This is a genomic window from Micromonospora cynarisoli, assembly GCF_030518815.1.
In the GTDB taxonomy this organism is placed as follows: Bacteria; Actinomycetota; Actinomycetes; order Mycobacteriales; family Micromonosporaceae; genus Micromonospora; species Micromonospora wenchangensis.
Genome location: NZ_CP130426.1, coordinates 1828571 through 1853095, shown reverse-complemented (window position 1 = coordinate 1853095; position 24525 = coordinate 1828571). Strand labels below are relative to the sequence as shown.

General features: G+C 73.8%; 22 protein-coding genes. 17 read left to right on the top strand and 5 right to left on the bottom strand.

Annotated features, from left to right (window positions below):
* Window positions 1-245 precede the first annotated feature (245 nt).
* A complete protein-coding gene (locus tag Q2K16_RS07680; protein ID WP_302744396.1) occupies window positions 246-1313 on the top strand; it encodes a TauD/TfdA family dioxygenase in 1068 nt (355 codons plus the stop codon).
* Between the two features lie 64 nt (window positions 1314-1377).
* A complete protein-coding gene (locus Q2K16_RS07675; protein WP_302744395.1) occupies window positions 1378-1557 on the top strand; it encodes a hypothetical protein in 180 nt (59 codons plus the stop codon).
* 123 nt (window positions 1558-1680) lie between these two features.
* Here Q2K16_RS07675 and Q2K16_RS07670 read toward each other — a convergent pair whose 3' ends face one another.
* Both Q2K16_RS07670 and Q2K16_RS07665 read right to left on the bottom strand, forming a co-directional pair.
* Window positions 1681-3942, bottom strand: a complete 2262-nt coding sequence (locus Q2K16_RS07670; RefSeq protein ID WP_302744394.1) for a cytochrome P450/oxidoreductase — start codon at window positions 3940-3942, stop codon at window positions 1681-1683.
* Between the two features lie 175 nt (window positions 3943-4117).
* Entirely contained in the window at window positions 4118-5200 is a 1083-nt protein-coding gene (locus tag Q2K16_RS07665) for an NAD(P)-dependent alcohol dehydrogenase (RefSeq protein ID WP_302744393.1), read from the bottom strand.
* A 72-nt stretch (window positions 5201-5272) separates the two neighbouring features.
* Here Q2K16_RS07665 and Q2K16_RS07660 point away from each other — a divergent pair, with 72 nt between their 5' ends.
* The 8 genes from Q2K16_RS07660 to Q2K16_RS07625 all read left to right on the top strand — a co-directional run bounded on the left by Q2K16_RS07660 (window position 5273) and on the right by Q2K16_RS07625 (window position 15566).
* Window positions 5273-6742 (top strand): aldehyde dehydrogenase family protein, encoded by a 1470-nt coding sequence (locus Q2K16_RS07660; RefSeq protein ID WP_302744392.1) that lies wholly within the window; start codon window positions 5273-5275, stop codon window positions 6740-6742.
* Window positions 6739-7974: a PucR family transcriptional regulator gene (locus Q2K16_RS07655; RefSeq protein ID WP_302744391.1), complete on the top strand. Its 1236-nt coding sequence runs from the start codon at window positions 6739-6741 to the stop codon at window positions 7972-7974. Before Q2K16_RS07660 ends, Q2K16_RS07655 begins: the two co-directional genes overlap by 4 nt.
* Before the next feature lie 173 nt (window positions 7975-8147).
* Complete coding sequence (locus Q2K16_RS07650; RefSeq protein WP_302744390.1) at window positions 8148-9170, top strand: zinc-binding dehydrogenase; 1023 nt, start codon at window positions 8148-8150, stop codon at window positions 9168-9170.
* On the top strand, window positions 9167-10642 hold the full coding sequence (locus tag Q2K16_RS07645) for an amidohydrolase family protein (RefSeq protein WP_302744389.1): 1476 nt from the start codon (window positions 9167-9169) through the stop codon (window positions 10640-10642). The genes Q2K16_RS07650 and Q2K16_RS07645 overlap by 4 nt, the downstream gene beginning before the upstream one ends.
* Complete coding sequence (locus tag Q2K16_RS07640; RefSeq protein WP_302744388.1) at window positions 10639-11718, top strand: BMP family ABC transporter substrate-binding protein; 1080 nt, start codon at window positions 10639-10641, stop codon at window positions 11716-11718. Before Q2K16_RS07645 ends, Q2K16_RS07640 begins: the two co-directional genes overlap by 4 nt.
* 37 nt (window positions 11719-11755) lie before the next feature.
* Complete coding sequence (locus tag Q2K16_RS07635) at window positions 11756-13330, top strand: ABC transporter ATP-binding protein (RefSeq protein WP_302744386.1); 1575 nt, start codon at window positions 11756-11758, stop codon at window positions 13328-13330.
* Window positions 13330-14655: an ABC transporter permease gene (locus Q2K16_RS07630; RefSeq protein WP_302744384.1), complete on the top strand. Its 1326-nt coding sequence runs from the start codon at window positions 13330-13332 to the stop codon at window positions 14653-14655. Before Q2K16_RS07635 ends, Q2K16_RS07630 begins: the two co-directional genes overlap by 1 nt.
* A complete protein-coding gene (locus Q2K16_RS07625) occupies window positions 14652-15566 on the top strand; it encodes an ABC transporter permease (RefSeq protein WP_302744382.1) in 915 nt (304 codons plus the stop codon). Before Q2K16_RS07630 ends, Q2K16_RS07625 begins: the two co-directional genes overlap by 4 nt.
* 177 nt (window positions 15567-15743) lie before the next feature.
* On the opposite strand, the gene Q2K16_RS07620 is transcribed toward Q2K16_RS07625, so the two are convergent.
* Window positions 15744-16772 carry an aldo/keto reductase gene (locus Q2K16_RS07620; protein WP_302744381.1) on the bottom strand — a complete coding sequence of 343 codons (1029 nt, stop codon included), beginning with the start codon at window positions 16770-16772 and terminating at the stop codon, window positions 15744-15746.
* 186 nt (window positions 16773-16958) lie between these two features.
* On the opposite strand from Q2K16_RS07620, the gene Q2K16_RS07615 reads away from it, so the two are divergent.
* From Q2K16_RS07615 to Q2K16_RS07605, 3 genes are all read left to right on the top strand, one after another.
* Window positions 16959-17408, top strand: coding sequence for a VOC family protein (locus Q2K16_RS07615; RefSeq protein WP_168222467.1), 450 nt, complete (start codon window positions 16959-16961; stop codon window positions 17406-17408).
* Window positions 17396-17848, top strand: coding sequence for a nuclear transport factor 2 family protein (locus Q2K16_RS07610; RefSeq protein WP_302744379.1), 453 nt, complete (start codon window positions 17396-17398; stop codon window positions 17846-17848). The genes Q2K16_RS07615 and Q2K16_RS07610 overlap by 13 nt, the downstream gene beginning before the upstream one ends.
* Window positions 17849-17946: 98 nt before the next feature.
* Window positions 17947-18702: an IclR family transcriptional regulator gene (locus Q2K16_RS07605; protein WP_302744378.1), complete on the top strand. Its 756-nt coding sequence runs from the start codon at window positions 17947-17949 to the stop codon at window positions 18700-18702.
* Window positions 18703-18722: 20 nt separating this feature from the next.
* Here Q2K16_RS07605 and Q2K16_RS07600 read toward each other — a convergent pair whose 3' ends face one another.
* Together Q2K16_RS07600 and Q2K16_RS07595 are read right to left on the bottom strand one after the other, a co-directional pair.
* A complete protein-coding gene (locus Q2K16_RS07600; RefSeq protein WP_302744377.1) occupies window positions 18723-19556 on the bottom strand; it encodes an IclR family transcriptional regulator in 834 nt (277 codons plus the stop codon).
* 49 nt (window positions 19557-19605) lie between these two features.
* Window positions 19606-20940 (bottom strand): zinc-binding metallopeptidase family protein, encoded by a 1335-nt coding sequence (locus tag Q2K16_RS07595; protein ID WP_302744375.1) that lies wholly within the window; start codon window positions 20938-20940, stop codon window positions 19606-19608.
* 212 nt (window positions 20941-21152) lie between these two features.
* Between Q2K16_RS07595 and fdxA the strand changes: the two genes are divergently transcribed.
* Genes fdxA through Q2K16_RS07575 form a run of 4 tightly spaced genes read left to right on the top strand, consistent with a single transcriptional unit; the run spans window position 21153 to window position 24524 of the window.
* Window positions 21153-21464 (top strand): ferredoxin, encoded by a 312-nt coding sequence (gene fdxA / locus Q2K16_RS07590; protein ID WP_088647241.1) that lies wholly within the window; start codon window positions 21153-21155, stop codon window positions 21462-21464.
* The gene (locus Q2K16_RS07585) at window positions 21464-22444 is read left to right on the top strand and encodes an NAD(P)/FAD-dependent oxidoreductase (RefSeq protein WP_302744374.1); all 981 of its coding nucleotides are present in this window, start codon (window positions 21464-21466) and stop codon (window positions 22442-22444) included. The genes fdxA and Q2K16_RS07585 overlap by 1 nt, the downstream gene beginning before the upstream one ends.
* Window positions 22441-23361 (top strand): fumarylacetoacetate hydrolase family protein, encoded by a 921-nt coding sequence (locus tag Q2K16_RS07580; protein WP_302744373.1) that lies wholly within the window; start codon window positions 22441-22443, stop codon window positions 23359-23361. The genes Q2K16_RS07585 and Q2K16_RS07580 overlap by 4 nt, the downstream gene beginning before the upstream one ends.
* On the top strand, window positions 23358-24524 hold the full coding sequence (locus Q2K16_RS07575; protein WP_302744371.1) for a hypothetical protein: 1167 nt from the start codon (window positions 23358-23360) through the stop codon (window positions 24522-24524). The genes Q2K16_RS07580 and Q2K16_RS07575 overlap by 4 nt, the downstream gene beginning before the upstream one ends.
* Window position 24525 lies beyond the last annotated feature (1 nt).

Below are 24525 nucleotides of genomic sequence, written 5' to 3'. Positions count from 1 at the left end.
AGTTCCGCAAGGCTCTGGATTGCTGGTGCGCGGTTACGAGGAGCCGCTGCGGGTCCACCCGCCGCGGGAGGGCATGCGCCCCGGGACCGCCGCCGGGGACCCGCAGACCCCGTTCTGATGGATCGGCCCGCCGTCTCCCGACCGGGACACGGTGAGCGCCCACGTCGTTGATCAGCCCGGTGACGGCACCGCCCGCCCGGGACACCGACCCGTTTCCGCAGAACCGAACCTCGGAGCGCATCATCATGACCACCGCAATCGATCTCGCCCCCATCTCCGGTCCGTCCGCCTGGCGCGGTGACGAGCTGCGTACCTCGACCGAGTGGGTCTACCAGCTCAGTGACGCCGAGCGCGCCGAGCTGGAGACCGTCGGCCGCCGGTTCGTCGCCGACAACCCCGACCTGCGTACGGTGACCGCCGTCGACTACCCGCTGCCGGCCTGCGCCGGCCTCAACGAGGAGTGCGCCCGCCAGCTCGACTCCGGACGCGGCTTCATCCTGGTCCGGGGCCTGCGCACGGAGGAGTACGGCGACACCCTGGCCGGGGCGATCTTCTACCTGATGGGGCTGCACCTCGGCGTGCCGATGGGGCAGAACCAGATGGGTGACGTGCTCGACCACGTCATCGCCACCTCCAACAAGACCCTCGACGACCCGTCGGCCCTGCCGTCGCGGGTCCGCGACCGGCTGCCGTTCCACTCCGACAGCTCCGACGTGGTCGCGCTGATGTGCCTGCGGGCGGCCAAGGCCGGCGGGGCGAGCAGCCTGGTCAGCGGCACCACGATCTACAACGAGATCCTGCGCCGCCGGCCCGACCTCGCGCCGCTGCTGTTCGAGCCGTGGCACTGGGACTGGCACCGGCAGGACCCGGACGCCCCGGCCCGCACCTACACCTCGCCGATCTGCAGCTACGTCGACGGCATCTTCAGCACCTACGCCGGCAGCTCGATGATCTTCTCGGCGCAGGACTACCCCGAGGTGCCCCGCCTCACCGAGGCGCAGATCGAGCTGCTGCACCTCTACGACGAGGTGTCCCAGTCCGCCGGCCTGGCCCTGGACATGGACTTCCAGCCCGGTGACGTGCAGTGGCTGCTGAACTACGCCGCCCTGCACTCGCGTACCGGCTACGTCGACTTCCCGGAGCCGGAGCGTCGCCGGCACCTGCTGCGGCTGTGGCTCAAGCGCGACGTCGGCCGGCCGCTGGTCAGCGGGTTCGGCAAGCACGTGGTGACCGAGCGCGGCAGCGAGATCGCGCCGGGCGGCCGGTTCCGCATCGCCGAGGCGGTCGAGCCCAACTTCGAGTGGGGCAACTGACCCACCGGCCCCTCGTCAGGACGGCCCGCAGCGCCCCAGTGTCGTGGCGCGGCGGGCCGTCCGCGTGCGGTCACCCGCCCCGGCCGGTGCGACTCCTCCGGCCGGCGGACCAACCGCGGCGGGGGAGTACCTGCACCTGGTCGAGTTCGCCACCCGGCACGTGGGCCTACCCGGCTACGACTTCGGCGGTCAGTTCGCCTTCGGCCTCGACCTGATCCTCGACGCGCTGGCGAACGCGGGCTGACCGCCACCGGCCCGGCCGCGCCGCGCGACCGACGGACCCCGGCCGCCGGTGCAGCCGGACCTTCAGCCCGAAGGCGTCCGGACGGGCCGGCCCTGGGACCCGGGCCGGCCCGTCCGGACAGGACTACAGGTCGAGCACCAGGCGCTCCGAGCGGCACCGCCCGACACAGATCATCATGCTGCGCCCGGCCGTCCGCTCCTGCTCGGTCAGCAGCGAGTCGCGGTGCTCCGGCGTGCCGGCGAGCACCCGGGTCTCGCACGCCCCGCAGTACCCCTTCTCGCAGTCGTACGTCAGGCCCGGCACGACCTCGCGCAGCACGTCGATCATGCGGCGGTCCCGGGGCACCCGCAGGGTCGCCCCGGTACGCGCCAGGTGCACCTCGAACTCGGTGTTCGTCGCCGGGTCGAAGGCGACCTCCAGGTCGTCCCCGGCGGTGAACCGCTCGACGTGCAGCCGCTCCGACCGGCCGGTCGCGGCGCAGACCCGCTCCAACGCGTCGATCATGCCGGTCGGCCCGCAGCAGTAGACGGCGGTGTCGGGGCCGGTGGAGTCGAGCAGCGCCGCCAGGTCGGGCAGGCCCGCCTCGTCCTGCGGCAGCAGGGTCACCCGGTGACCGGCGAGCGCCGTCACCTCGTCGACGAAGGCCATCGAGGCCCGGCTGCGACCGCCGTACACCAGCCGGAACGGCACGCCCCGGCGGTCGGCCTCGCGGGCCATCGCCAGGATCGGGGTGATCCCGATGCCCCCGGCGAGGAAGAGGTAGTCGGGGGCGTCGACGAGCGGGAAGTGGTTGCGCGGGCCGCGCACCGCGAGGGTGACGCCCGCCCGGGCGAGCGCGTGCAGCTCCATCGAACCGCCCCGGCCGGCGGGCTCGCGCAGGGCCGCGATCCGGTAGTGCCTGGTGTCGTCCGGGTCGCCGCACAGCGAGTACTGCCGGACCCGCCCGGACGGCAGCCGCACCTCCAGGTGCGCGCCCGGCGCCCAGGGCGGCAGCTCCGCGCCGGTCGGGTCGGCCAGGCGTACCTCCAGCACCTCGTCGGTGGCGGTGGCGGTGGCCGCCATGACCAACTCCCGGTCGCCGGTCAGGCTGGCGGCGGGCCGGGTCCCCGCCGCGTCGGCGTCGCGGCGGGGACCCGGGGTGAAGACGGCCGGGATCGCGTCCCAACCGCTCTGGTTGCCCCGGGTGGGATAGGCGACGAGCCCCTCCTCCACCACCCGGAAGTCGGGCAGCCGGGTGAGTACCTGTGTGATCATCTCGCGGAACATCAGCCGGGCGAGGTGCGCTCCGGCGCAGCGGTGGCTGCCGATGCCGAAGCTCAGGTGCCGGGCGGCGTCGCGGTCCAGCCGCAGTTGCTCGGGGTCGGGGAAGACCGCCGGGTCGTGGTTGGCCGCGACCCAGGGGATCAGCACCCGCTCGCCGGCGGCGACCGGGCAGCCGCCGACCTCGGTGTCGGCGCGGACGGTACGGGCCATCGACTGCGACGGGGCGAACACCCGCAGGAACTCGTCGGTGGCGGTGAGCAGCAGATCGGGGGAGTCGATCAGGCGCTGCCGGTCCTCGGGGTGCCGGCTCAGGTGCACCAGGGTGGAGCCGGTCAGCGAGGTGGTGGTGTCCACCCCGCCCGCGATCAGCAGCCCGATGACCGAGACCAGTTCGTCGGCGTCGAACAGTTCCCCGTCTCCGCGGCGCTGGGCGGCCAGGTAGCTCACCGCGTCGCCGGTCGGTGTGGCCCGCCGTTCGACGATCAGCTCGCGGATGCGCTGGTCGAGGTAGGCCAGGCCGGCGGCCCCGCGTACGGCGCGTTCGCTGCCGGGCAGCGCGGCGAAGATGTCGTGGATCGGGCCGGCGAGCTTGGCCCAGTCGGATTCGGGGAAGCCCAGCCAGTCGAGGGTGACGGCGGCCGGCAGCGGGTTGGTCAGGTCGCGGACGAAGTCCACCGACCCTTCGGCGATGAACGCGTCCACCACGCGGGTGGTGTGCCTGGCGACCATCGGGGCCAGCTCGGCGACCGCGTCCTGGGTGAGCAGCGGGTTGATCAGGTCGCGGTAGCCGGTCGCGGCGGGCGGGTCCAGCTCGATCGGGTACTGCTCCAGGCCGGGGCCCCGGGGGATGACGATGGCGGTGCCGTCACCCCCGGCGGTGGCGCGGGCGGAGGAGAAGGTGTCGTCGTCGCGGGCGATCCGGACCACGTCGGCGTACCGGGTGGTGTAGACGAAACCACCGTGCGCGTCGGTCCGACCGACCGGGCAGGTCTGCCGGAACTCCCGGTAGTAGCCCACCGGATCGGTGTTGCACTCGGCCGAGTGGTGGTCGAAGGGCGCGACGGGCCGGTCTCCGGTCACGGTCTGGGTGGCGGCCGGGGCGGTGCGCTGCTGTTCGGTCATCGGGACGTGCTCCACAGGTGCGGGACGCTGCGCGGTGTTGCCCAGCCGCGCCACTGGGTGTGGGTCTGACGCCAAGGGTAATGTCGCTCACATTGCGAGACAATGTTTCACAATGAGATACAAAACTGTCGATGGGGTGGTCCGGCGGAATGCTCCGGGCCGGCGTCGTCCCCGGTCAGAGGGTCAGGACGGCCTTGCCGACCTCGCCGGAGCGCAGCGCCGCCACCGCCTCGTTGATCTGCGCGAAGGGGAACCGGGTGATCAGGCGGTCCACCGGGAAGTTGCCGGCGGCGTGCAGGTCCAGCAGCCTGGGCAGGAAGACCTGCGGCAGGCTGCTGCCGCCGATGATGCCGGTGATGCTGCGACCGTTGAGCACGCTGCGCCACTCGAAGCTCATCTGCTCGCTCGGGCCGATCCCGACCACGCCGCACCGGCCGAGTGGGCCGAGCGACTCGACCGCGAGCCGCAGCACGTCCTCCCGGCCCGTGGTGTCGATCGCGACGTCGAAGCCGTGCGGGGCGATCGCGGTCAGCAGTTCGCGCGGGTCGCCGTCGGTGGAGTTCACCCCGTGGGTCGCGCCGAGCAGCCGGGCCGTGTCGAGCTTGCCGGCGTTGACGTCGACGGCGGCGACGACGGCGCAGCCGGCCACCCGGGCGGCCAGGATCGCCGCCACGCCCACCGCGCCCGCGCCGAAGACCACCAGCGAGGACCCGACCTCCGGGCGCAGCACGTTGAGCACCGCGCCGGCGCCGGTGCCGAACCCGCATCCGAACGGGCCGACCACGCCCAGGTCGATCTCCTTGCTGATCGGCACCACCGCGCGGGCGGGGGCGACCACGTGACTGGCGAACGACGACTGGCCCAGGAAGTGGCCGTTGACCGGTTGTCCGTCGCGGGACAGTGCCGAGCTGCCGTCCGGCCGCCGGCCGGTGAAGTTGACCGCGTCGAAGCGGCGGCAGTAGGCGGGGTTTCCGCCCCGGCACAGCGGGCAGTCGCCGCAGGAGGTGAAGCTCATCGCGACGTGGTCACCCGGGGCGACGCCGGTGACCCGCTCGCCGACCTGCTCGACGACCCCGCTGCCCTCGTGGCCGAGCACCGCCGGGGTGGGGAAGAAGTTGGCGAACTCCAGGTCGGTGGCGCAGATCCCGACGCTGTGCACCCGGACCAGCACCTCGTCCGGTCCCGGGTCGGCGAGGTCGATCTGCTGGAGGGTGAACGGCCCTCCCGCGTTCTCCAGCACCGCCGCTGTGATCCGCACGCGCCCTCCTAGTGACTCATAAAGCGAGATTGCATCTTGACATGCGAAACGTGAAGGGTCAAGGATTCGCACATGGCTGACCTGGACATTCCCGCCGCCCGCCAACTCGTCGACGGCGACTGGACCGCCGCCGCCGACGGCGGTGAGCTGCCGGTGCTCGATCCCGCCACCCGGGAGACCATCCAGTCGGTGGCCCGCGCCCGCGCGGTCGACGTCGACCACGCCGTCGCCGCCGCCCGCCGGGCCGCCCCCGGCTGGGCGGCCACCTCGCCCAGCGAGCGCGGCGCGATCCTGCGCCGCTGGGCCGCGCTGATCGGCGAGCACGTCGAGGAGCTCGCCGCGTACGAGGCGCGTGACGTGGGCAAACCCCGTTCCGGCGGGCGGCTCAACATGTACATCGCCCAGGGCATCGTCGACTACTTCGCCGGGGCCGCCGACAAGCTCACCGGCGTCACCCTGCCCACCCGTACGCCCGACTACTTCGGCTACACCCGGCCCGAGCCGTACGGCGTCTGCGCGGTGATCATCCCGTGGAACGTGCCGGCCGTGCTCACCGCCGCCAACGTCGCCCCGGCGCTGGCCGCCGGCAACACGGTGGTGCTGAAGCCGTCCGAGGTCGCGCCGTTGTCGCCGTTCGCGCTGGCCGAGCTGGGCCGCCGGGCCGGCCTGCCGCCGGGCGTGCTGAACGTGGTCACCGGCCTCGGCCCCGAGGCCGGGGTGGCGCTCACCGGGCACGCCGACATCGACCACATCAGCTTCGTCGGCTCGACGGTGACCGGCCGGTCCGTCATGCGCGCCGCGGCGCAGCATCTCGTCCCGGTCAAGCTGGAGCTGGGGGGCAAGTCCCCGAACGTGGTCTTCGCCGACGCCGACCTGGACGCGGCGATCCCGGCGATCATCGCCTCGATCACCGAGAACGCCGGGCAGAACTGCTACGCCGGCTCCCGGCTGCTGGTCGAGGAGTCGATCCGGGCGGAGGTGGTCGAGCGGGTCGCCGCCGGGATGGCGGCCATCCGGACCGGTCCCTGGGACCAGGACCTGGACATGGGCCCGCTGGTCAGCCAGGCCCAGTACGAGCGGGTCCGGGGGTTCCTGGCCGAGGCCCCGGCCGCCGGGGCCCGGCTGGTCGTGGGCGGCGAGCCGGCCACCGCCGCGTTCGACGACGGCTGGTACGTCGCCCCCACCGTCTTCGACCAGGTCGACTCGGACATGCGGCTGGCCCGCGAGGAGGTCTTCGGCCCGGTGCTGGCGGTGCAGGGCTTCCGGGGCGTGGACGAGGCGGTGACCCTGATGAACGGCACCGACTTCGGCCTGCTGGCCTGCATCTGGACCAGCGACGTCTCCCGGGCGCTGCGGGTGGCCGGGCAGGCCCGCGCCGGGCAGGTCGCGGTCAACCAGTTCCACGACGCCGGGGTGATCGGCTTCCCGTTCAACATGCAGAAGGAGAGCGGCTTCAGTCGGGGCGGCGGCTACGCGGCGCTGCGCGAGTACACCCAGGAGAAGGCCGTCGCGGTCCGGCTGCTCGACCGACCGTCGGCGTGAGCCGATCGGGTGAGCTGGCGGCGGCCCGCCCACGGCTGGCCGTCGCCGCCGCGCCACCACCGGCCGCGTTCGCCCAGTGGCTCGCCGAACTCGCGTTCGGCGGCGCCGGCTGGCCGGAGCTGCTGGCTGCGGTGGCGGAGCGGACCGGCGCGGCGTGCCGGCTGGTGGCCGAGACGGGGGAGTTGCTCGCCGACAGCGACGGCACGGCCGGTCCGGGGCGCGACGCCGCGCCGGACGACGTCCGCCGCGCCCTGGCCGCCGGTCGGGCCGGCGGGGCGGGGCCGCCGGGAGGCGTGCCGGCCACGGTCCGCTGCGCCGACGGGTGGACCGGCCGGGCGGTGGCGGTCGGCGCGGGGCCCCGGCGGATCGGCGCGTTGCTGCTGGCCGAGCCGGTCTCGACCGGGCAGTGGGAACTGGCGGCGGCGGCGACCACCGCGCTGTTGATCGAGGCGGTCCGGCACGAGTCGCCGCCGCCCGCCGTGCGGGACGCCCCGACGGTGCTGCGGGCCCTGCGCGACGGCCCCGGCGGGCCGGCCGGATCGCCGTCCGTGCCCCGGATGGGCGAGGCGGAACTGCTGCGGGCCGGTGCGACGCACGGTTGGCGGCTGGACCAGCCGCACGCCGTCGCCGGGATCGCGTACACCGGGGAGCAGCAGCGCCGCTGGGCGTCCGCGCTGAGCTGGCTGGACCGGCCGGTGCTGGCCGAGGGGCGGCTGGCCTGGACCCTGCTGCACGGTGACGTCGAGCGCGAGGTGAGCCGGCTGCGGGCCCGGCTGGACCAGATCGTCGGCCCCGGGCAGGTCCGGGTGGTCGCCGGGCCGCTGGTGACCGGGCCGGCCCGGACGGCGGCCTCGTTCCGCGACGCGGACCGGCTGCTGCGGCTGCTGCTGCGCTCGTCGGACGGGCGGTCCGAGCTGCCGTTCGGGCAGGCCGGCCTGGCGCAGGTCCTGCTGGCGGTGCCGGACGAGCGGCTGCGCTGGTACGTGCACCGGCACCTGGGGCCGATCGCCCACCGCGACGACCTGCTGCGCACCCTGGACTGCTGGTTGGCCACCGGGGGCAGCCGGCAGGCGGTGAGCGAACGGCTGCACCTGCACCGCAACTCGGTGGGCTACCGGGTCGGCCTGATCAAGCGGCTGCTGGGGGTCGATCCGCTCGACCCGCAGACGGTCGCGGTGCTGCGTACGGCGCTTGTCGCCCGGGATCTGCTGGCCGCGTCCGAGGCCGGTTGATCCCCTGGTGGGTGGCCTGTGAGCAGCCTGGACGCCCGGCTTCGTTAACCGTTCCGCCTCTTTTGCGGCAAGCCGTTGACACGCCGCCGCCCCGCAGGCAGAGTACGACCCCAAGCAGCGAGAATCACAATGCAAGACGCCATATTGACTGGTAGACCATGGGGGAGGTTGCTATGCGGGCGATGGTCCAGACCGGTTTCGGCGGGCCCGAGGTGCTGAGCCTGCGGCACCTGCCCGACCCCGAGCCGGGCCCGGCCGACGTGGTCGTCCGGGTGCACACCGCCGCCCTCAACCGCCTCGACGTGCTCCAGCGGCACACCGCCCTGCTCCCCGGCTTCACCCTGCCCCACACGGGCGGCATGGACGTCGCCGGCCAGGTCAGCGCCGTCGGGCCGCAGGTCACCACGGTACGCCCCGGCGACCGGGTGCTGATCGACCCGACCATCGGCTGCGGAGCCTGCGCCACCTGCAAGAACGGCCAACCGGGCTACTGCGCCACGCTGGCCGTGGTCGGCGGGAACCGGCCCGGCGGCTTCGCCGAGTACGTCACCGTCCCCGCCACCGTCGTGCACCGGGTGCCCGCCCACGTCGACCTCGCCGAGGCCGCCGCGCTGCCCACCGCCTGGAGCCTCGGCTGGCACGCCGTGCACCGCGTCGGCGCCGTCCGCACCGGGGAGTGGGTGCTGGTGCAGGCCGCCACGAGCGCGGTCAGCATCGCCGCCATCCAACTCGCCCGCCGGGCCGGCGCCCGGGTGCTCGCCGTGGCGCGTACCGAGGCCAAACGGGCCGTCGCCGCCGACCTCGGCGCGGACGTGCTCGACCTCGACGAGCACACCGTCGAGCGGGTGCGGGAGCACACCGACGGCCACGGCGTCGACCTGGTCGTCGACCACGTCGGCACCGCCACCTGGGCCACCTCGCTGGCGAGCCTGCGCACCGGCGGCCGGGTCGTGCTGCTCGGCAACACCACGGGCGACCAGGTCAGCTTCTCCCTCTCCGACGTCTACCGGCGGGGGCTGCGCCTGCTCGGCGCTGGGGCGTACCGCCCGGCCGACTTCGCCGACATGCTCGACGCCTACTTCACCGGTGGCCTGCGGGTGCTGCGGGGCGCGGAGTACCCGCTGGCCGACCTGGCCGAGGCGTACGCCCGGCAGGAGTCCGGTGACCTCGTCGGCAAGATCCTCGTCCGGCCATGACCACCATCCCGACGGCGGCCACCGCCGACCCGCGCCCGGCAGACCTGCTGATCGTCGACGCCGAGATCGTCACCATGGCCCCCGACCGGGCGGTCGTCCCCGCCGGCACGATCGCCGTGGTCGACGGTCGGATCGCCGCGATCGGGCCGGCGGCGACGCTGCGCGCGGCGTACCCGGGCAGCCCCGAACTCGACGCCACCGGCTGCGTGGTCGTCCCCGGCCTGGTCAACGCCCACCAGCACAGCACCGCCGACCCGCTGGTGCGCAGCAGCATCCCCGACGACGTGCCGGCCCGAGAGGCGATCTTCGACTGGATCGTGCCGCTGCACGCCGCGGTCACCGGCGACGACGACGAACTGTCGGCCACCCTCACCGCCGTCGAGTCGCTCAGCTACGGGGTCACCACCCTGCTGGAACCCGGGACGGTGGCGCACCCGCTGCGGGTCGCCGCCGGGCTGCGCACCGCCGGCATCCGGGCCCGGGTCGGCGGCTGGGGCTGGGACGCCGAGAACGCGCCGTACGCCCGGCCGGCCGCCGACACCCTCGCCGTGCAGGCCGAGACCGTCGCCGCCCTGGCCGGCGACCCGCTGGTCACCGGCTGGATCACCCTGGTCGGGCACGACCTGGTCAGCGACGCGCTGTTCACCGGCGCGGCGGACCTCGCCGAGCGGCTCGACGTGCCGATGACCTGGCACCTGTCGCCAGGACCCGAGGACGCCGCCGCCTACGCCGCCGCCGGTCGGGCCCGGCCGGTACGCCACCTGGCCGACCTCGGCGTGCTCGGCCCCCGGCTGCTGCTCGGCCACGCGGTCTGGCTCGACGACGCTGAGGTCGACGCGCTCGTCGAGACCGGCACCGCCGTCGCCTCCTGCCCGGGCGCCTACCTGCGGCTCGGCCAGGGCTTCACCCGGGCCGGCCGGCACACCGCGCTGCACCGGGCCGGCGGTCGGCTCGCGCTGGGCTGCGACTCGCACAACGCCGGGGACACCCCCGACCTGTGGCGGGCCGCCCGACTCTTCGCCGGCCTGGAGCGGGACCGGGGCGTCCCCGACCCGCTGCGCGCCGACGAGGTCTTCGCCCTGGCCACCGTCGACGGTGCCGCCGCCGTCGGGCTCGGGACGCAGACCGGCTCGATCGAGGTCGGCAAGGCCGCCGACCTGGTGCTGCTCGACACCCGGACCCTCCCCTGGACCCCGCGCGGTGACCTGCCCACCCAGCTCGTCTGGGGCGCGGCCGGGCACACCGTCCGGGACGTCCTGGTCGACGGCCGGCTGGTGGTCCGCGACCGGCGGGTCACCACCGTCGACGTCGACGCCCTGCGCGAGGAGGCCGCCCAGCGTCGGGCCGCCCTGCTGCGCCGGGCCGGCATCGACGTCCCCCCTCGCTGGCCCAGCGTGCCAGCGACCGAGTACTCCGCGCGCCGGTCCGTGCCGGGCGGCGCGCCGACCCCACGTGAAGGGAAAGCACCATGACAATGAGGATTGGTCGGGGTCCGGCGGCGCTGCTCGCCGGGGCGCTGGGGTTCGCCCTGGTCGGTTGCGCGAGCAACGACGCGACCGCGCCGTCGGCGGCCGGCTCCGCCAGCGGCGGTACGGCCCCCGCCGGGCAGCCCGACGCCAACGGTGACGGCAAGGTCGTCATCGGCGTGCTCAGCCCCGGCGACATCAACGACAACGGCTACTACGAGAGCTTCGTGATCGGTGCCGAGAAGTTCGCCACCGAGAAGGGCTGGCAGGTCATCAAGCGCGGCAACGTGCCGCCGACCGAGGCGCTCAGCGCCGCCCGCGCGCTGTGTCAGCAGGGCGTGGACCTGGTGGCGCTCGGGGCCTCCGAGCTCAAGGACGCCATCCCGGCCTCCGAGGAGCCGGTCTGCGCCAAGACCTCCTGGTACGTGCCGTCGTCGGAGAACATCCCGCAGACGCCCAGGGTGACGCTGTCCAGCGACGACCCCAACCAGAGCATGCTCGCCGCCGGGTACGCCACCGGCCTGGTCATGCAGGCGAAGAACGCCACCAAGGCCGGTTTCGTCACCGGCATGGAGGCCGACTTCTCGGTCAACGCCGCCAAGGCGTACAAGGCGGGCATCCGGATGGTGGTGCCGAACGCGACGCTGGTGACCACCTACACCGGTGACTTCAACGACTCGGCGAAGGCCCGGGAGGCCGTCCAGGCGCAGATCAGCCAGGGCGTCAAGGTCGTCTACCCGTACCTGGGCGGGGCCACCGACGCGGCTGCCAAGCTGGCCAACACCGGTGGCGCGCTCACCCTGACCCCGGGCACCGACCGGTGCGACTCGACCGACCCGCGCTTCGACATCTCGGTCATCTTCGACCCGGGCGCGTACTTCGCCGCCGCGCTGGAGCTGTTCGCCAAGGGTGAGATGACCCTCGGCACCACCAAGAAGTGGGAGCTGGGCAAGGACCCGTTCCCGGCCGTCAAGATCTGCAAGCCGACCCCTGAGCAGACCCAGAAGATGGACGCCTTCGTCGCCGACGTGGCCAGCGGCAAGACCGACACCGCCGCGACGGTCGCCAAGCTCGGCTCCTGACCCCCGCTGCCCGACGACCAACGAGGTGTAACGGACTGTGGACGTTGACGACCAGCTGACGCCGGCTCTCACCCTGCGCGGGGTCAGCAAGCGTTACGGTTCGGTTGTCGCCTGCGACGCCGTGGATCTCGCCGTACGACCCGGCGAGATCCACGGCCTGCTCGGCGAGAACGGGGCCGGAAAGTCGACCCTGATGAAGATCCTGCTCGGGTTGGTACACCGCGACGCCGGCACCATCACGCGCGGCACCGAACCGGTCGAGATCGACAGTCCGCAGGTCGCCGCCGACCTCGGCCTGGGCATGGTGCACCAGCACTTCAGCCTGATCGAACCGCTCACCGTCTGGGAGAACGTCATCCTCGGCGACACCGGGCGGATCGACCGGGCGGCGGCCTGCGCCCAGGTCGAGGAGGTGTCCCGCCGGTACGGGCTGCCCATCGACCCGCACGCCCGCATCGACCGGCTCTCCGCCGGGGAACGGCAGCGGGTCGAGCTGATCAAGTGCCTGCGCCGCGACCCGTCCGTCCTGATCCTGGACGAGCCGACCTCGGTGCTCACCCAGGCCGAGTCGGCGGAACTGTTCACCGTGCTGCGCCGGGTGGTGCAGGCGGAACGGCGGGCGGTCATCCTGATCAGCCACAAACTCGCCGAGATCATGGCGGCCACCGACCGGGTGACCGTGCTGCGGCGCGGTGCGGTGGCGTTCCACGGCGCGACGAAGGACACCACCGCCCAGCAACTCGCCAGGCAGATGGTCGGCCGGGAGGTGTCGTTGCAGTCCGAGAGCGCGGCGCTGGGCCTGCTGCCGGTGGAGCGTCCCGAACCGGTCGAGGGCGTCGCCCCCGCGGCCGGGAACCCGACGACGCCGCAACGGCCGGCGCTGCGGCTGCGCGAGGTGACCCTGCTCGTCGGCGGCCTGCCGGTGCTGGACAAGCTCAGCCTCGACGTCGCCCCCGGCGAGATCGTCGGCCTGTACGGGGTCGAGGGCAACGGCCAGGCCACCGTCGGTGAACTGCTGTCCGGGCTGCTCGTCCCCGACTCCGGCACCGTCGAGCTCGACGGCCGGCCGGTCGACCTGGTCCGGCCCGGCGCGCTGCACACCGCAGGGCTCGGCATCGTGCCCGAGGACCGGCACCACTCCGGCGTGGTGCTCGACATGAGCGTCGCCGAGAACCTGGTGATGAAGTCCCTCGCCGGGGTCACCGCACGCGGGGTGCTCAGCCGACGCAGGATGCACCGGATCGCCCAGCGGCAGATGGCCGAGTTCAACATCGTGGCGCCCTCGCCGGACACCCCGCTGCGCAGCCTCTCCGGCGGCAACCAGCAGCGGGTGGTGCTCGCCCGGGAGCTGTCCGCCGGGCCGAAGGCGCTGGTCGCGGCCCAACCGACCCACGGGCTGGACGTCGGCGCGATCGAAGACATGTACGTGCGGCTGCGGCAGGCCGCCGCGGAAGGGGTGGCGGTGTTGCTGATCTCCACGGAGTTGGAGGAGGTGATGGCCCTGGCCAACCGGATCGCGGTGATCTCCTCCGGCCGGATCGTCGGGGTGCTCCCCACCGCCGAGGCCACCGCCGAGCGGCTCGGCATGCTGGTCGGCGGGGTGAGTCACTGATGGCCACCCTCGGTATCGACGGCACCGGCCAGCGGCTGCTGCGCCGGCTCAACCCCGGCCCCGGCGGCTGGCAGGTCGGCCTCGCCACCGTCGCCACGGTGGGCGTCGCGCTCGGCCTGTCGGCCCTGCTGATCGCGGTCACCGGCGGCTCGCCGACCGCCTCCACCAAGGCCCTCTACCAGGGCAGCATGGCCACCCCGGCGGCCTGGTCCACCTCCCTGCTGTACGTCGCGCCGCTGCTGCTGGTCGCCGTCGGGGCCTGTGTCAGCGCCCGCTCCGGCTTCTTCAACATCGGCCAGGAGGGGCAGGTCCTGATCGGCGCGCTCGCCGGCGCGTGGGTCGGCCTGCGGCTGGCCGTACCCGGACCGCTGCTGCTGGTCCTGGTGCTGCTCGCCTCGGTGGTCGGCGCTGGCGTCTGGGCCGGGCTCAGCGCGCTGATGTACCGGTTCCGGGGCGTCAACGTCGTGGTTAGCACGATGCTGATGACGTTCCTCGCCCAGCAGCTCATCTCGTTCGCGGTGAACACCCCGTGGCTGCTCCAGGAGTCCCGGCTCGGCCGGGGCACGCTCTCCCCGCAGTCCAACCCGGTGCCCGAGAACGCCCGGCTCGCCTCCCTCGGCGACTACCCGAACCTCCAGCTCAACGGGGGTCTGGTCCTGGCCGTCGTGGTGGCGGTCGTGCTGGCGCTGGTGATGGCGCGTACCCGGTGGGGTTTCCGGTTGAAGATGGTCGGCCTCAACCCGGCGGCGGCCCGGCACGCGGGCGTGCGGGTCGGCGCCCTCGGCGGCATCGCCCTGGCGATCTCCGGGGCGCTGGCCGGCCTGGCCGGCGCGCTGCTGCTGACCAGCCCGGTCGGGACCAACCGGTTGCAGCCGGGGATGTCGCTCAACATCGGCTGGGACGGCCTGCTGGTCGCCCTGGTCGCCCGGAACAACCCGCTGCTGGCCATCCCGGTGGCGGTGCTGTTCGGCGTGCTGCGGGCCGGCGGCAGCTTCCTTGCCGCCACCGGCGTGCCGTCGTTCCTGGTCGACGTGGTCAAGGCACTGCTGGTGCTGGCGTTCGTCGCACCGCCGGTGGTGATCGGCATGCTGCGCCGACGTCGCCTGGCCGACCAGCCGGCGGCCCCCACCACCCCCACCACCCCGGTCGCCCCCACCACCCCGGTCGCCGCGGTGGCCTCGCCGGAGCCGACCGACCCGCCGGCCCCGGCCACCCCGACCGCGTCGGTGCCCCGTCCCCGCCGCGGCACCGCGCCGGAATCGGCGGACCCCGGCGACGCCGGGACCGCCGGCACCAAGGACGCCATGGAAGGCAGGTTGGCATGAGCGCCGCCGACAACATCGCCACCATCCTCTCCAGCGGGGCGCGGCTCACCGTGCCCCTGGCCTTCGCCGCCTGCGGGGAGTACGTCGCCCAGCGCGCCGGCACCCTCAACATCTCCGTCGAGGCGATGATGCTCGGGGCGGCGTTCGGGTCGATCGCGGTCGCCAGCGCCACCGGCAGCGCCACCGTCGGCCTGGTGGCCGGCGCGCTGGTCGGGGTGGCGGTGGCATTCGTGCACGGCATCCTGTCGCACCGGGTGCAGATCAACACGTTCGTCGTCGGCCTGGTGCTCAACGCGCTGGTGCTCGGCCTGACCAGCTACCTGATCACGGTGAGCACCTTCACCGGCCACCAGGTCTGGCAGGTGGACATCCCGGTGCTGCGGGACATTCCGATCATCGGCCCGATGCTGTTCGTGCAACGCTGGCCGGTCTACCTGCTGCTGGCGGTGGTCCCGCTGACCTGGTGGCTGGTCGAGCGCAGCCGGTGGGGGCTGGAGTTGCGGGCGGTGGGGGAGAACCCGCAGGCCGCCGACGTCAGCGGGATCGAGGTCAACAAGCGACGGCGGCAGGCGCTGCTGTGGTGCGGGCTGCTCGCCGGTCTCGGCGGGGCGTACCTGGCCGTCGGCGAGGTCGGCTCGTTCAACCAGAACATGACCGCCGGCCGGGGCTACCTGGTCATCGCGGCGGTCATCTTCGGGGCCTGGCGGCTCGGCCGGACCCTGATCGGCTGCGTCGTCTTCGGCCTGGCCGACGCGATGCGGCTGGCGCTGCCGGCGCTCGGGGTCACCATGAACTCGCAGCTGCTGATCGCCGCGCCCTACCTGCTCGCCCTGCTGGCGATGCTGGTGTTCGCCACCACCCACCGCGAACCCCGGGCGCTGGCCCAACCGTTCCAACGCGGCACCACCTGACGGGGGATTCCCCGACTCCGGTCCGCCCACACGGCGCAGCGGCCACCCTTCTCCGGTGGCGGTCGCTGCGCCGTGTGGGTCCTGGGTCGGCACCCGCCCGGTGCCGCCGCAGTTTCGCCGATGTGGCGGTATCGGAGCGTCCCGACACCGCCACATCGGCACAACAGCGCCAAAAACTCAGGGGCGGCGGCGCAGGGTCGGGTCGGTCAGGGCCGGCAGCCGGTAGCCGGCGTCGGCCGGGTTGACGTCGTGGCCCGGCCGGACCAACTCGTCGATCCGGTCCAGCACGTCGGCCGGCAGCCCGGCCGGCTCCCCGGCGGGCAGTTGGCTGCGCAGTTGGGCGAGGGTACGCGGGCCGATGATGGCGCTGGTGACCGCCGGGTGGCTCAGCACGAAGCCGAGCGCCAGGTCGATCAGCGTCAGGCCGCTCTCATCGGCGAGGGTGGCCAGCTCGTCGACCAGGGCGAGCTTGCGGTCCCGGGCGGCGGCGTCGCGGAAGTCGAAGTGGTCACCGTTGCGCCCGGCGCGGGAGTCCGCCGGTACGTCCGTCGAGCGGTACTTACCGGTCAGCCAGCCGCCGTTGAGCGGGCTGAACACCAGCACGCCGAGCCGGTACCGGGCGCTGGTGGGCAGGGCGGCGGCCTCGACGCCCCGGGTCAGGACCGAGTAGCCGAGCTGTTCGGTGGTGAAGCGTTCCCGCTGCCGGCGTTCGGCCACCCACTGCGCCTCGACGATCTGCTCGGCCGGGAACGCCGAGGTGCCGATCATCCGGACCTTGCCCTCCCGGACCAGGTCGGTCAGCGCGCCGAGGGTCTCGTCGACGTCGGTGAGCGGGTCGGGGCGGTGCACCTGGTAGAGGTCGATCCAGTCGGTGCCCAGCCGGCGCAGGCTGCCCTCCACCGCCTGCCTGATCCAGCGGCGGGAGTTGCCCCGGCTGTTGCGGTCGTCCCCCATCGGCTCGTGGAACTTGGTGGCCAGCACCACGTCGTCGCGTCGGCCGCGCAGCGCCCGGCCGAGGATCTCCTCGGACTCGCCGTGGGCGTACACGTCGGCGGTGTCGACCAGGTTGATCCCGGCGTCGAGCGCCTCGGCGACGATCCGGTGGCACTCCTGCTCGTCGGTGTTGCCCCAGGCGCCGAACATCATGGTGCCCAGGCAGAGGGTGCTCACCTCGACCCCGGTCCCACCCAGTCTGCGGTACTGCATGATCCGATCGTCCTCCCGTACGCGATGTGCCCCCACGCTGGCACGCGGGCCGGCCGGCGGCACCGTCCCGGCGCGTCGAAGCCGGCCCGCCGGCTTTGTGTCCCCGGCACATCGCCCCCGCCGGCAAAGAGTGAATAGGCTGGTGGACGCGATAGTGATGGACATTTCGGTACGGTGGAGGTAACAGTGGCGACCGGCCTGACCCAAGCCCGATGGACGCACGTGGCGTTGCCCACCGGCGACCTCGACAAGGCGATCTCGTTCTACACCACGCTCACCCCGCTGGTGGTCGTGGAACGGTTCGCCGACGCCGACGGCGAGAGCGTCTGGCTCTCCAACGACAAGCAGGTCGAGACCCCGTTCGTGCTGGTGCTCGTCTCCTTCAACAAGGACAAGGGCGGCCAGCTCGGCCTGCTGCACCCGTTCGCGCACATCGGCATCGAGGTGCCGCAGCGTTCGGACGTCGACGAGATCGCCGGGCGGGCCCGCGAGCTGGGTTGCCTGCACTGGGAGCCGCGCCAGATGCCGCCGCCGGTCGGCTACATCTGCGCGCTGAAGGACCCCGACGGCAACGTCATCGAGATCTCCCACGACCAGCAGGTCTTCGACACCGTGCGGCGTCGGTGGGGGAGCTGACCGCAGCGTCCACCCGCGCCGCCGTGCAGCGGTACCTGGCGGCGTTGAACGCCCACGACGCCGATGCCGTCGCCGGCTGCGTCAGCGTCGACTTCGTCAACGAGCACACCGCCGCCCTCGGCCGGACGGTGGTCGGCCGGGCCCGCTACCGGGCCCGGCTCGACGGCTTCCTGGCCGAGTTCGTCGACCTGCGCTACGAGGTCGAGGAACTGCTCGCCGACGCCGACCGGGCGGCGGTGGCGTACCGGATGTCGTTCCGGCTGGCCTCGGCCGGCCGGGCGCCGGTGCGCATCCGTGGCGTGTTCCGGTTCCGGGTCGACGCCGACGGCCTGATCGCCCACCGGGTCGACTACTGGGACAGCGGCGAGGTCCACCGCCAGCTCGCGGGTGCCTCCGAACCGCCGCCCGCCCCCGGTTCGGGGGCGGGCGGCCCGGAGTAGCCCGCCGCGCTCGGCGGGCGGTGGTGTCCGTGTCGCCGGATGCGGTCCGCGCTCGGTAGAGTTCGCCTTTCGGCGGACGGCGAGTGCGAGGTGGCGCGGTGACGGGCGGAGTCGACGAGTCGGCAGGTGACGCGCCGGCGATCCAGACCGTGCAGCGGGCCGCCACCATCCTCCAGGCGTTCTCGGTGGAGCGGCCCCGGCTCACCCTGGCCGAGCTGACCGCCGACCTGGCCATCAGCCGGGCCACCGCGCACCGGTACGCCCGTGCGCTGCGGGCGGCCAACCTGCTGCGCTTCGACACGGCCACCGCCACCTACACGCTGGGCCCGCAGGTGTTGGCGATGGAGGCCGCCGCCCGCGCGGCGCTGCCCATCGTCACCGCCGCCGAGCCGCACCTGGACCGGCTCACCCGGTTGACCAACCAGACCTCGGTGCTCAGCGTGTGGAACGGTGAGGCGCCGACGGTGGTCCGCTGCATGGACAACACCAGTGGTGACGTGCGGCTCAGTGTGCGCACCGGCTCGCCGTTGGATCTGCTCCGCTCGGCGCAGGGCCGGGTCTTCTGCGCGTACCTGTCGGCCACCGAGGCACCCGCGGTGGCCCGCCAGCTGCGGCTGTCGGCGGGCCTGCGGGCCGTCGTGGAGCAGGTCCGCCGGGACGGTTACGCGGTCAACTCCCCGGAGGACTTCGGGGTGCGCGTGCTGGCCGCGCCGGTGTTCGAGCGGACCCAGGTGGTGGCCGCGCTGGCGGTGCTGGGCACCAGCACGGCGCTGTCCGGGGCGGTGGAGGCCGCCGCGGCGGACAGTCTGCGGTTGGTGGCCCGGGAGTTGTCCGAGGCGCTCGGCGCGGGCTGAGGCCGGGGTGCCCGCCTGCGTCAGCGGTGACCGTTGCCGCCGGCCGCAGGGTGCTGGCCGTTGCCGTTGACCGGCAGGTGGCCGTTGCCGCCGCTGCCCAGCTCGGCGGTGACCAGGGCGGCGACGCGTTGCAGGGCGATGGCGAGCGTGCTGTCGGTGCCCTCGGGGACCGACGTGGTGGTGCCGACGATGGCCATGGCGGCGATCAGGGTGCTGCCCCGGAAGATCGGCGCGGCGATGCTGCGGACCCCGTTGGCCGAGGGCGTGTTGGCCGAGATGCCGGTCCGCCGGATCTTCTCGATCTCCCGGCGCAGCTCGGCGGAGGCGGCGATCTCCTCGGCCAGTCCCGGCACGTCGGCCTCGGGGAGGAAGGCGCAGAACACCCTGCCCTGGGCGGATTCGGTGCGGGACAGCCGGGAGCCGGTCCGGACGCTGACCCGGATCACCCGGTCGGTGTTGTCGTCGGCGCGGACGACCACGGCGGTGTCGCCGTCCCAGACGCTGAGCACGACCGTCTCGTCGATCTCGCGGACCAGTTGCTGCATGCGTGGGCCGGCGATGCTGATCACCGGCATCGCCGCGCGGGCGGCGGCGGAGAGGGTCAGGATCTGCGGGCCGAGGGAGTAGAGTCCCTCCCGCTCGTCGTAGCGCAGCAGGTTGCTCTCCCGCAGCGCCTTGGTGTAGCGGTGCGCGGTGGCCTTGCTGGTGCCGAGGCTGGCGGTGAGTTCGTTGAGGCTCAGGCGCGGACGTGCCGCCGTGAACGCGTTGAGGATGACCGCCGCGCGCTGCACGGTCTGGATCGCCGGTGAGCTGGGGTCAGCGCTCTTGACCGGCGAAGGGGCATCGTCCGCCATCTGGATTCCTTTGTGCGCAGAGTGAGACAGTATCATGGCATATGACACGTCAGCCTGTCGATGGCTGCTGGTGGCGCAGCGCGATGTCCGCGTACAACCGGGCAAAACGCATCAATTCCGGCAGGGCGTACCGGTCCCGTCGCGGGTCGGTCGGATCGGGCGGTAACGCCGGCGGGCCCAGGCGTACCGTGGGCACTCCCCGGGCGCGCAGCACCACCCCGTCGGTCGACCCGGTCCACCCGCGCAGCGGCACCGGCGGCCGGCCGTACGCGGCGAGCCAGGCGGCGCCGGCATGCCGGCAGATCGGCGCGGTGGGCGGGGTGGCGGCGGACGGGTGGGCCGGATGGCCGGCCACGGACAGCCCGCAGTCGGCCAGCGGGGTGTTGCGTAGCCGCCGGGCCAGCGTCGCCCGCAGCTCGTCGGTGATCTGCGTCGGGTCGTCGCCGGGCACCGTGGTCAGGTAGAGGTGCAGGTCCAGCACCCCGGGCAGCAGGTCCGGCTTGCCCGGCTGGCCGGCCCGGACCGCCCCCAGGCCCAGTTCCGCCCCGACCGGGGAGTCCGGGTCGGCCCGCCGGGCCAGGTGGGCCCGGCGGAACTCCTCCAGCGCCTCGACGACCACGCCGAGGTGGGCGAGCAGCCCGCCGGGGGGCGTGGCGGTGTCCCGGAACAGCGCCGGGTGGAACCCGCTGGACAGCCGTACCCGCAGGAACATCGCCCCCGGTTCGGCGGTGAGGATGCCCGGCGGGCTGGTCTTGGCCACGATCGCGGCGGCCGGTCGTGGCCGGCCGCGCAGGTGGTGCAGGACCCCGCCGGTGGTGGGGGGCGGCGCGACGCCGTCCTCCGGCCCGGCCGTGGGGTCGTCGCGGTGGGTGCCGGTGGCGGCGAGCAGCAGGGTCAGCCGGTGCGGCCGGCCGGCGGCCCGGAGGGTCTCGGCGGCGGCGGCGTAGCCGACCAGGGCGGCGGCGGCCGCCGCCCGCGCCACCCCGAGGCCGAAGCCGCTGACCACCTCCCCGGCCGGGCCGGACAGTTCCAGCGCCGGGGCGGGGGAGTGCCGGCCGGTGATCGGGGCGTCGAACTCGGCCCCGCCGGTCAGTGAGGTGTCCAGGTGCGAGTAGATCAGCAGTTCGGGGTGGTCGCCGAGGTCGGAGCCGCCGACCAGGTTGGCGCTGTCGGGCGTGGTCGCCGTGTGCTCCAGCGGGTCGACCCGCCAGGACAGCTCCGGCCAGCGGCCGGTGGCCCAGTCGGCGACCCGGTGCGCGGTGGCCCGCTCCCGGCCGTACGGGCTGGGCTGCGCGGTGAGCGCGGCCAGGGCGTCGACCAGGGTGGCCTCGTCGACCGCCCGCGCGGCGGCGTGGCGCAGGGGCGCCGGTACCTCGTCGTCCATCCGCTCCCTCTCGCCAGCGTGACTTCATTCAAGATGACGTCTCGTATGTTGACATACTCTGGGCCGGGTCTCTAGCGTGGCCTGACACCAAACGACATCGCCCCGCATCCGGCGACGTCGCGGAACGGGCCCGGCACCCCGGATCGGCCGGCGCGCCCGGACCTGCCGCCACGGCCCGGATGCGGCCGGCCGACCGAACCGCAGGAGGACCGATGACCTACGTGGTCACCGACGAATGTGTGGACGTACAGGATCGGTCCTGCGTCGAGGAATGCCCGGTGGACTGCATCTACGAGGGCGACCGGATGATGTACATCAACCCCGACGAGTGCGTCGACTGCGGGCGCTGCGAGCCGGTCTGCCCGGTCACCTCGATCTTCCACCTCGACGACCTGCCCGCCGACCGGGCCCGGTTCGGGCCGATCAACGCGGAGTTCTTCACCGAGATCGGCACCCCGGGCGGCGCCCGCAAGATCGGCCGGGTCGGCCACGACCACCCGGCCATCGCGGAAAGCGCCAGCTGATGGCTGAGCGGCACGAGGTCGATCTCGCGATCATCGGCGCCGGCCCGGCCGGCCTGTACGCCACCTACTACGCCGGCTTCCGCGGGATGAGCGTGGCGGTGATCGACTCCCTGCCCGAGCCCGGCGGGCAGATCGCCGCCCTCTACCCGGAGAAGGCGATCTACGACATCGCCGGGCTGCCCGCCGTCCGGGGCCAGGAACTCGTCGACGCCCTGCTCACCCAGGCCGCCACCGCCAAGCCGACGTTCCTGCTCGGGCAGAGCGCGGTCGAGCTGACCTGCGCCGAGGACCACGTGCTGATCGGCACCGACACCGGCACCCGGGTCCGGGCGGCGGCCGTGCTGCTGACCGCCGGCATCGGCACCTTCACCCCCCGCGAACTCCCCGTCGGCAGCGACCACCTCGGCCGGGGCCTGCGCTACTTCGTCCCCCGGCTGGAGGAACTCGCCGGGCAGGAGGTCGTCGTGGTCGGCGGCGGCGACTCCGCCGTCGACTGGGCGCTGGCCCTGGAGCCGTACGCCAGCAGCGTCACCCTGGTGCACCGCCGCCCGCAGTTCCGCGCCCACGAACGCAGCGTCACCCAGCTGCACGAGTCGACCGTGCGGGTGCTCACCCCGTACGAGGTGTGCGGGATCGACGGGGAACAGACCGTCGAGGCGGTACGGATCGCCGAGGTACGCGGCGAGGGCCGGCAGACCCTGCCCGCCCAGGCGGTGGTCGCCGCGCTCGGCTTCATCGCCGACCTGAGCGCGATGGAGCGGTGGGGGTTGGAGATGCGCCGCCGCTACGTCGCCGTGGACCGGTCGATGCGGACCAACCTGCCCCGGGTGTTCGCCGCCGGCGACATCACCGACTACGACGGCAAGGTACGGCTGATCTCGGTCGGCTTCGGTGAGGCCGCCGCCGCCGTCAACAACCTGGCCCCGCTGGTCAACCCGGCGCTCGGCACCGTCCCCGGCCACTCCTCGGACGCCGCGTGACCGCCCCCGCGCCCACCGACGCGCACCTCGTCGCCACCCGGTACGGGCTGGGCCGGATCACCGGCGACGACGTCGAACTGCTCGACCTGCCCGCCCCGGACGTGGCCACCCTGCTGCGCGCCGGCCGGGGGCTCGCCCCCGCCGCCGAGGCCCGGGTCCGCCGCCGCCTGCCGCTGGACACCCTCGTCGGCGACCTGCGCCCACCGCTGGCCGCCACCCGCGCGGTGTGGGGCGTCGGGCTGAACTACCACTGCAAGGCCCGGACCACCGGCCGGGCCCTGCCCACCCAGCCGGTGCTCTACCTGAAGTCGCCCAGCGCCGGCTCCGGGCCGGGGGACACCGTGCCGCTGCCCGGCTCGGTGAGCAGCCAGCCCGACTACGAGGGCGAGGTCGCCCTGGTCGTCGGCACCCGGATGCACCACACCCCGGCCGGGCAGGTCTGGGCGCACCTGGCCGCCGTCACCGCCGCCAACGACCTGACCGCCCGGGACGTGATGGCCGCCTCGGGCAACCCCACCCTGGCCAAGAGCTTCCCCGGGTTCGGCGCCCTGGGCGCCTCCGTGCTCGGCCTGGGCGCGGTCGCCGACCGCGACGCCATCGGCGTACGCACCACCGTCAACGGCGAGCTGCGCCAGCAGGCCAGCACCGCCGACCTGATCTTCCCGGTGCCCGACCTGCTCGCCTGGATCACCAGGTACGTGGTGCTGGAGCCGGGCGACGTGGTGCTCACCGGCACCCCGACCGGCACCGGTCAGGACCGGGGCTGCTTCCTGAGCCCCGGCGACCTGGTGGAGGTCACCGTCGCCGGGGTGCTGCCCCTGCGTACCCGGTTCCGTGCCGAGGGCCCGGACCACCCCGCGCCGGCCGTCGTCGACGCGTCGACCCACTCGCTTCGCACAGAGAGCCCGATGTCATGAGTGAGAATTCCGAGCGGTACGACCTGGTGCTGGCCGGCGGCCAGGTGTTCGACGGTCAGACCGGAGCCAGTCAGGTCGCCGACGTCGCGGTGACCGGCGACCGGGTGGCCCGGATCGCGCCCGGCCTCGCCGCCGCCGCCGACCAGGTGATCGACTGCGCCGGGCAGTACGTGCTGCCCGGCCTGGTCGAGGCGCACACCCACATCTTCGCCGAGGTCTCCAAGGTCGGGGCCCCGCCGGACGAGGCGCACCTGCACCGGGGCGTCGTCGCCGCCTGCGACGCCGGCACCGTCGGCGCGTCCACCTTCGCCGCGTTCGAGCGGTACGTCGCCGAGCCGGCCCGGATGCGGCTGGTGAACTTCCTCAACGTCTCGGTCCTCGGCCTGATCGACTTCCGGTTCGGTGAGCTGATCAACCCGGGCACGCTGGTCCCCGAGGACGCCCTGGCGGTGGCCGAGGCGAACCCGCACCGGGTACGCGGTTTCAAGATCCGGCTCTCCGAGGACGTCGTCGGGCTGGACTGGCGTCCGCTGCTCAAGCGTTCCCTGGCGCTCGCCGCCGAGGCCGGCCTGCCGCTGATGATCCACATCGGGGAGACGCCGGAGCCGCTGCCGGTGATCCTGCCCCTGCTGCGCCCCGGCGACGTGGTGGCGCACTGCTACACCGGCAAGCCGTACGGCATCCTCGACGACGGCACCGTGCTGCCCGAGGTCTACGCCGCCCGCGAGCGTGGGGTGCTGTTCGAATCCGCCCACGGCAAGAGCAACCTCAGCTTCGCCGTCGCCCGCCCAGCGATCGAGCAGGGCTTCCTGCCCGACGTGGTCACCTCCGACACCAGCGCCCGCAACTGGCGTGGCCCGGTGTTCGACCTGGTCACCAGCGTGGCCAAGCTGCGGGCGATGGGGATGACCCTGGAGCAGCTCGTGCCCCGGGTGACGTCCGCGCCGGCCCGGCTGACCGGCCTGGACGCCGAGGGCTACGGCACCCTGGTCGAGGGCGGCCCGGCGCACGTCACCGTGCTGGCCGAGGCCGAGGAGGCGGTGCTGCCCGACGCCGCCGGCAACACGATCACCGCACCCCGGCTGGACCCGAGCGTCGTGCTGCTCGGCGGCGAGCAGGTGCCGACCGTGCCGTGGCGCGGTCTGCCCACCACCGGGGCGTGAG

Excerpts from the sequence above, each read along its gene's own strand:
- Q2K16_RS07680 (WP_302744396.1), top strand. The coding sequence starts at position 246 with ATGACCACCGCAATCGATCTCGCCCCCATCTCCGGTCCGTCCGCCTGG.
- Q2K16_RS07670 (WP_302744394.1), bottom strand. The coding sequence starts at position 3,942 with ATGACCGAACAGCAGCGCACCGCCCCGGCCGCCACCCAGACCGTGACC.
- Q2K16_RS07660 (WP_302744392.1), top strand. The coding sequence starts at position 5,273 with ATGGCTGACCTGGACATTCCCGCCGCCCGCCAACTCGTCGACGGCGAC.
- Q2K16_RS07650 (WP_302744390.1), top strand. The coding sequence starts at position 8,148 with ATGCGGGCGATGGTCCAGACCGGTTTCGGCGGGCCCGAGGTGCTGAGC.
- Q2K16_RS07645 (WP_302744389.1), top strand. The coding sequence starts at position 9,167 with ATGACCACCATCCCGACGGCGGCCACCGCCGACCCGCGCCCGGCAGAC.
- Q2K16_RS07640 (WP_302744388.1), top strand. The coding sequence starts at position 10,639 with ATGACAATGAGGATTGGTCGGGGTCCGGCGGCGCTGCTCGCCGGGGCG.
- Q2K16_RS07630 (WP_302744384.1), top strand. The coding sequence starts at position 13,330 with ATGGCCACCCTCGGTATCGACGGCACCGGCCAGCGGCTGCTGCGCCGG.
- Q2K16_RS07625 (WP_302744382.1), top strand. The coding sequence starts at position 14,652 with ATGAGCGCCGCCGACAACATCGCCACCATCCTCTCCAGCGGGGCGCGG.
- Q2K16_RS07620 (WP_302744381.1), bottom strand. The coding sequence starts at position 16,772 with ATGCAGTACCGCAGACTGGGTGGGACCGGGGTCGAGGTGAGCACCCTC.
- Q2K16_RS07600 (WP_302744377.1), bottom strand. The coding sequence starts at position 19,556 with ATGGCGGACGATGCCCCTTCGCCGGTCAAGAGCGCTGACCCCAGCTCA.
- Q2K16_RS07595 (WP_302744375.1), bottom strand. The coding sequence starts at position 20,940 with ATGGACGACGAGGTACCGGCGCCCCTGCGCCACGCCGCCGCGCGGGCG.
- fdxA (WP_088647241.1), top strand. The coding sequence starts at position 21,153 with ATGACCTACGTGGTCACCGACGAATGTGTGGACGTACAGGATCGGTCC.
- Q2K16_RS07585 (WP_302744374.1), top strand. The coding sequence starts at position 21,464 with ATGGCTGAGCGGCACGAGGTCGATCTCGCGATCATCGGCGCCGGCCCG.
- Q2K16_RS07575 (WP_302744371.1), top strand. The coding sequence starts at position 23,358 with ATGAGTGAGAATTCCGAGCGGTACGACCTGGTGCTGGCCGGCGGCCAG.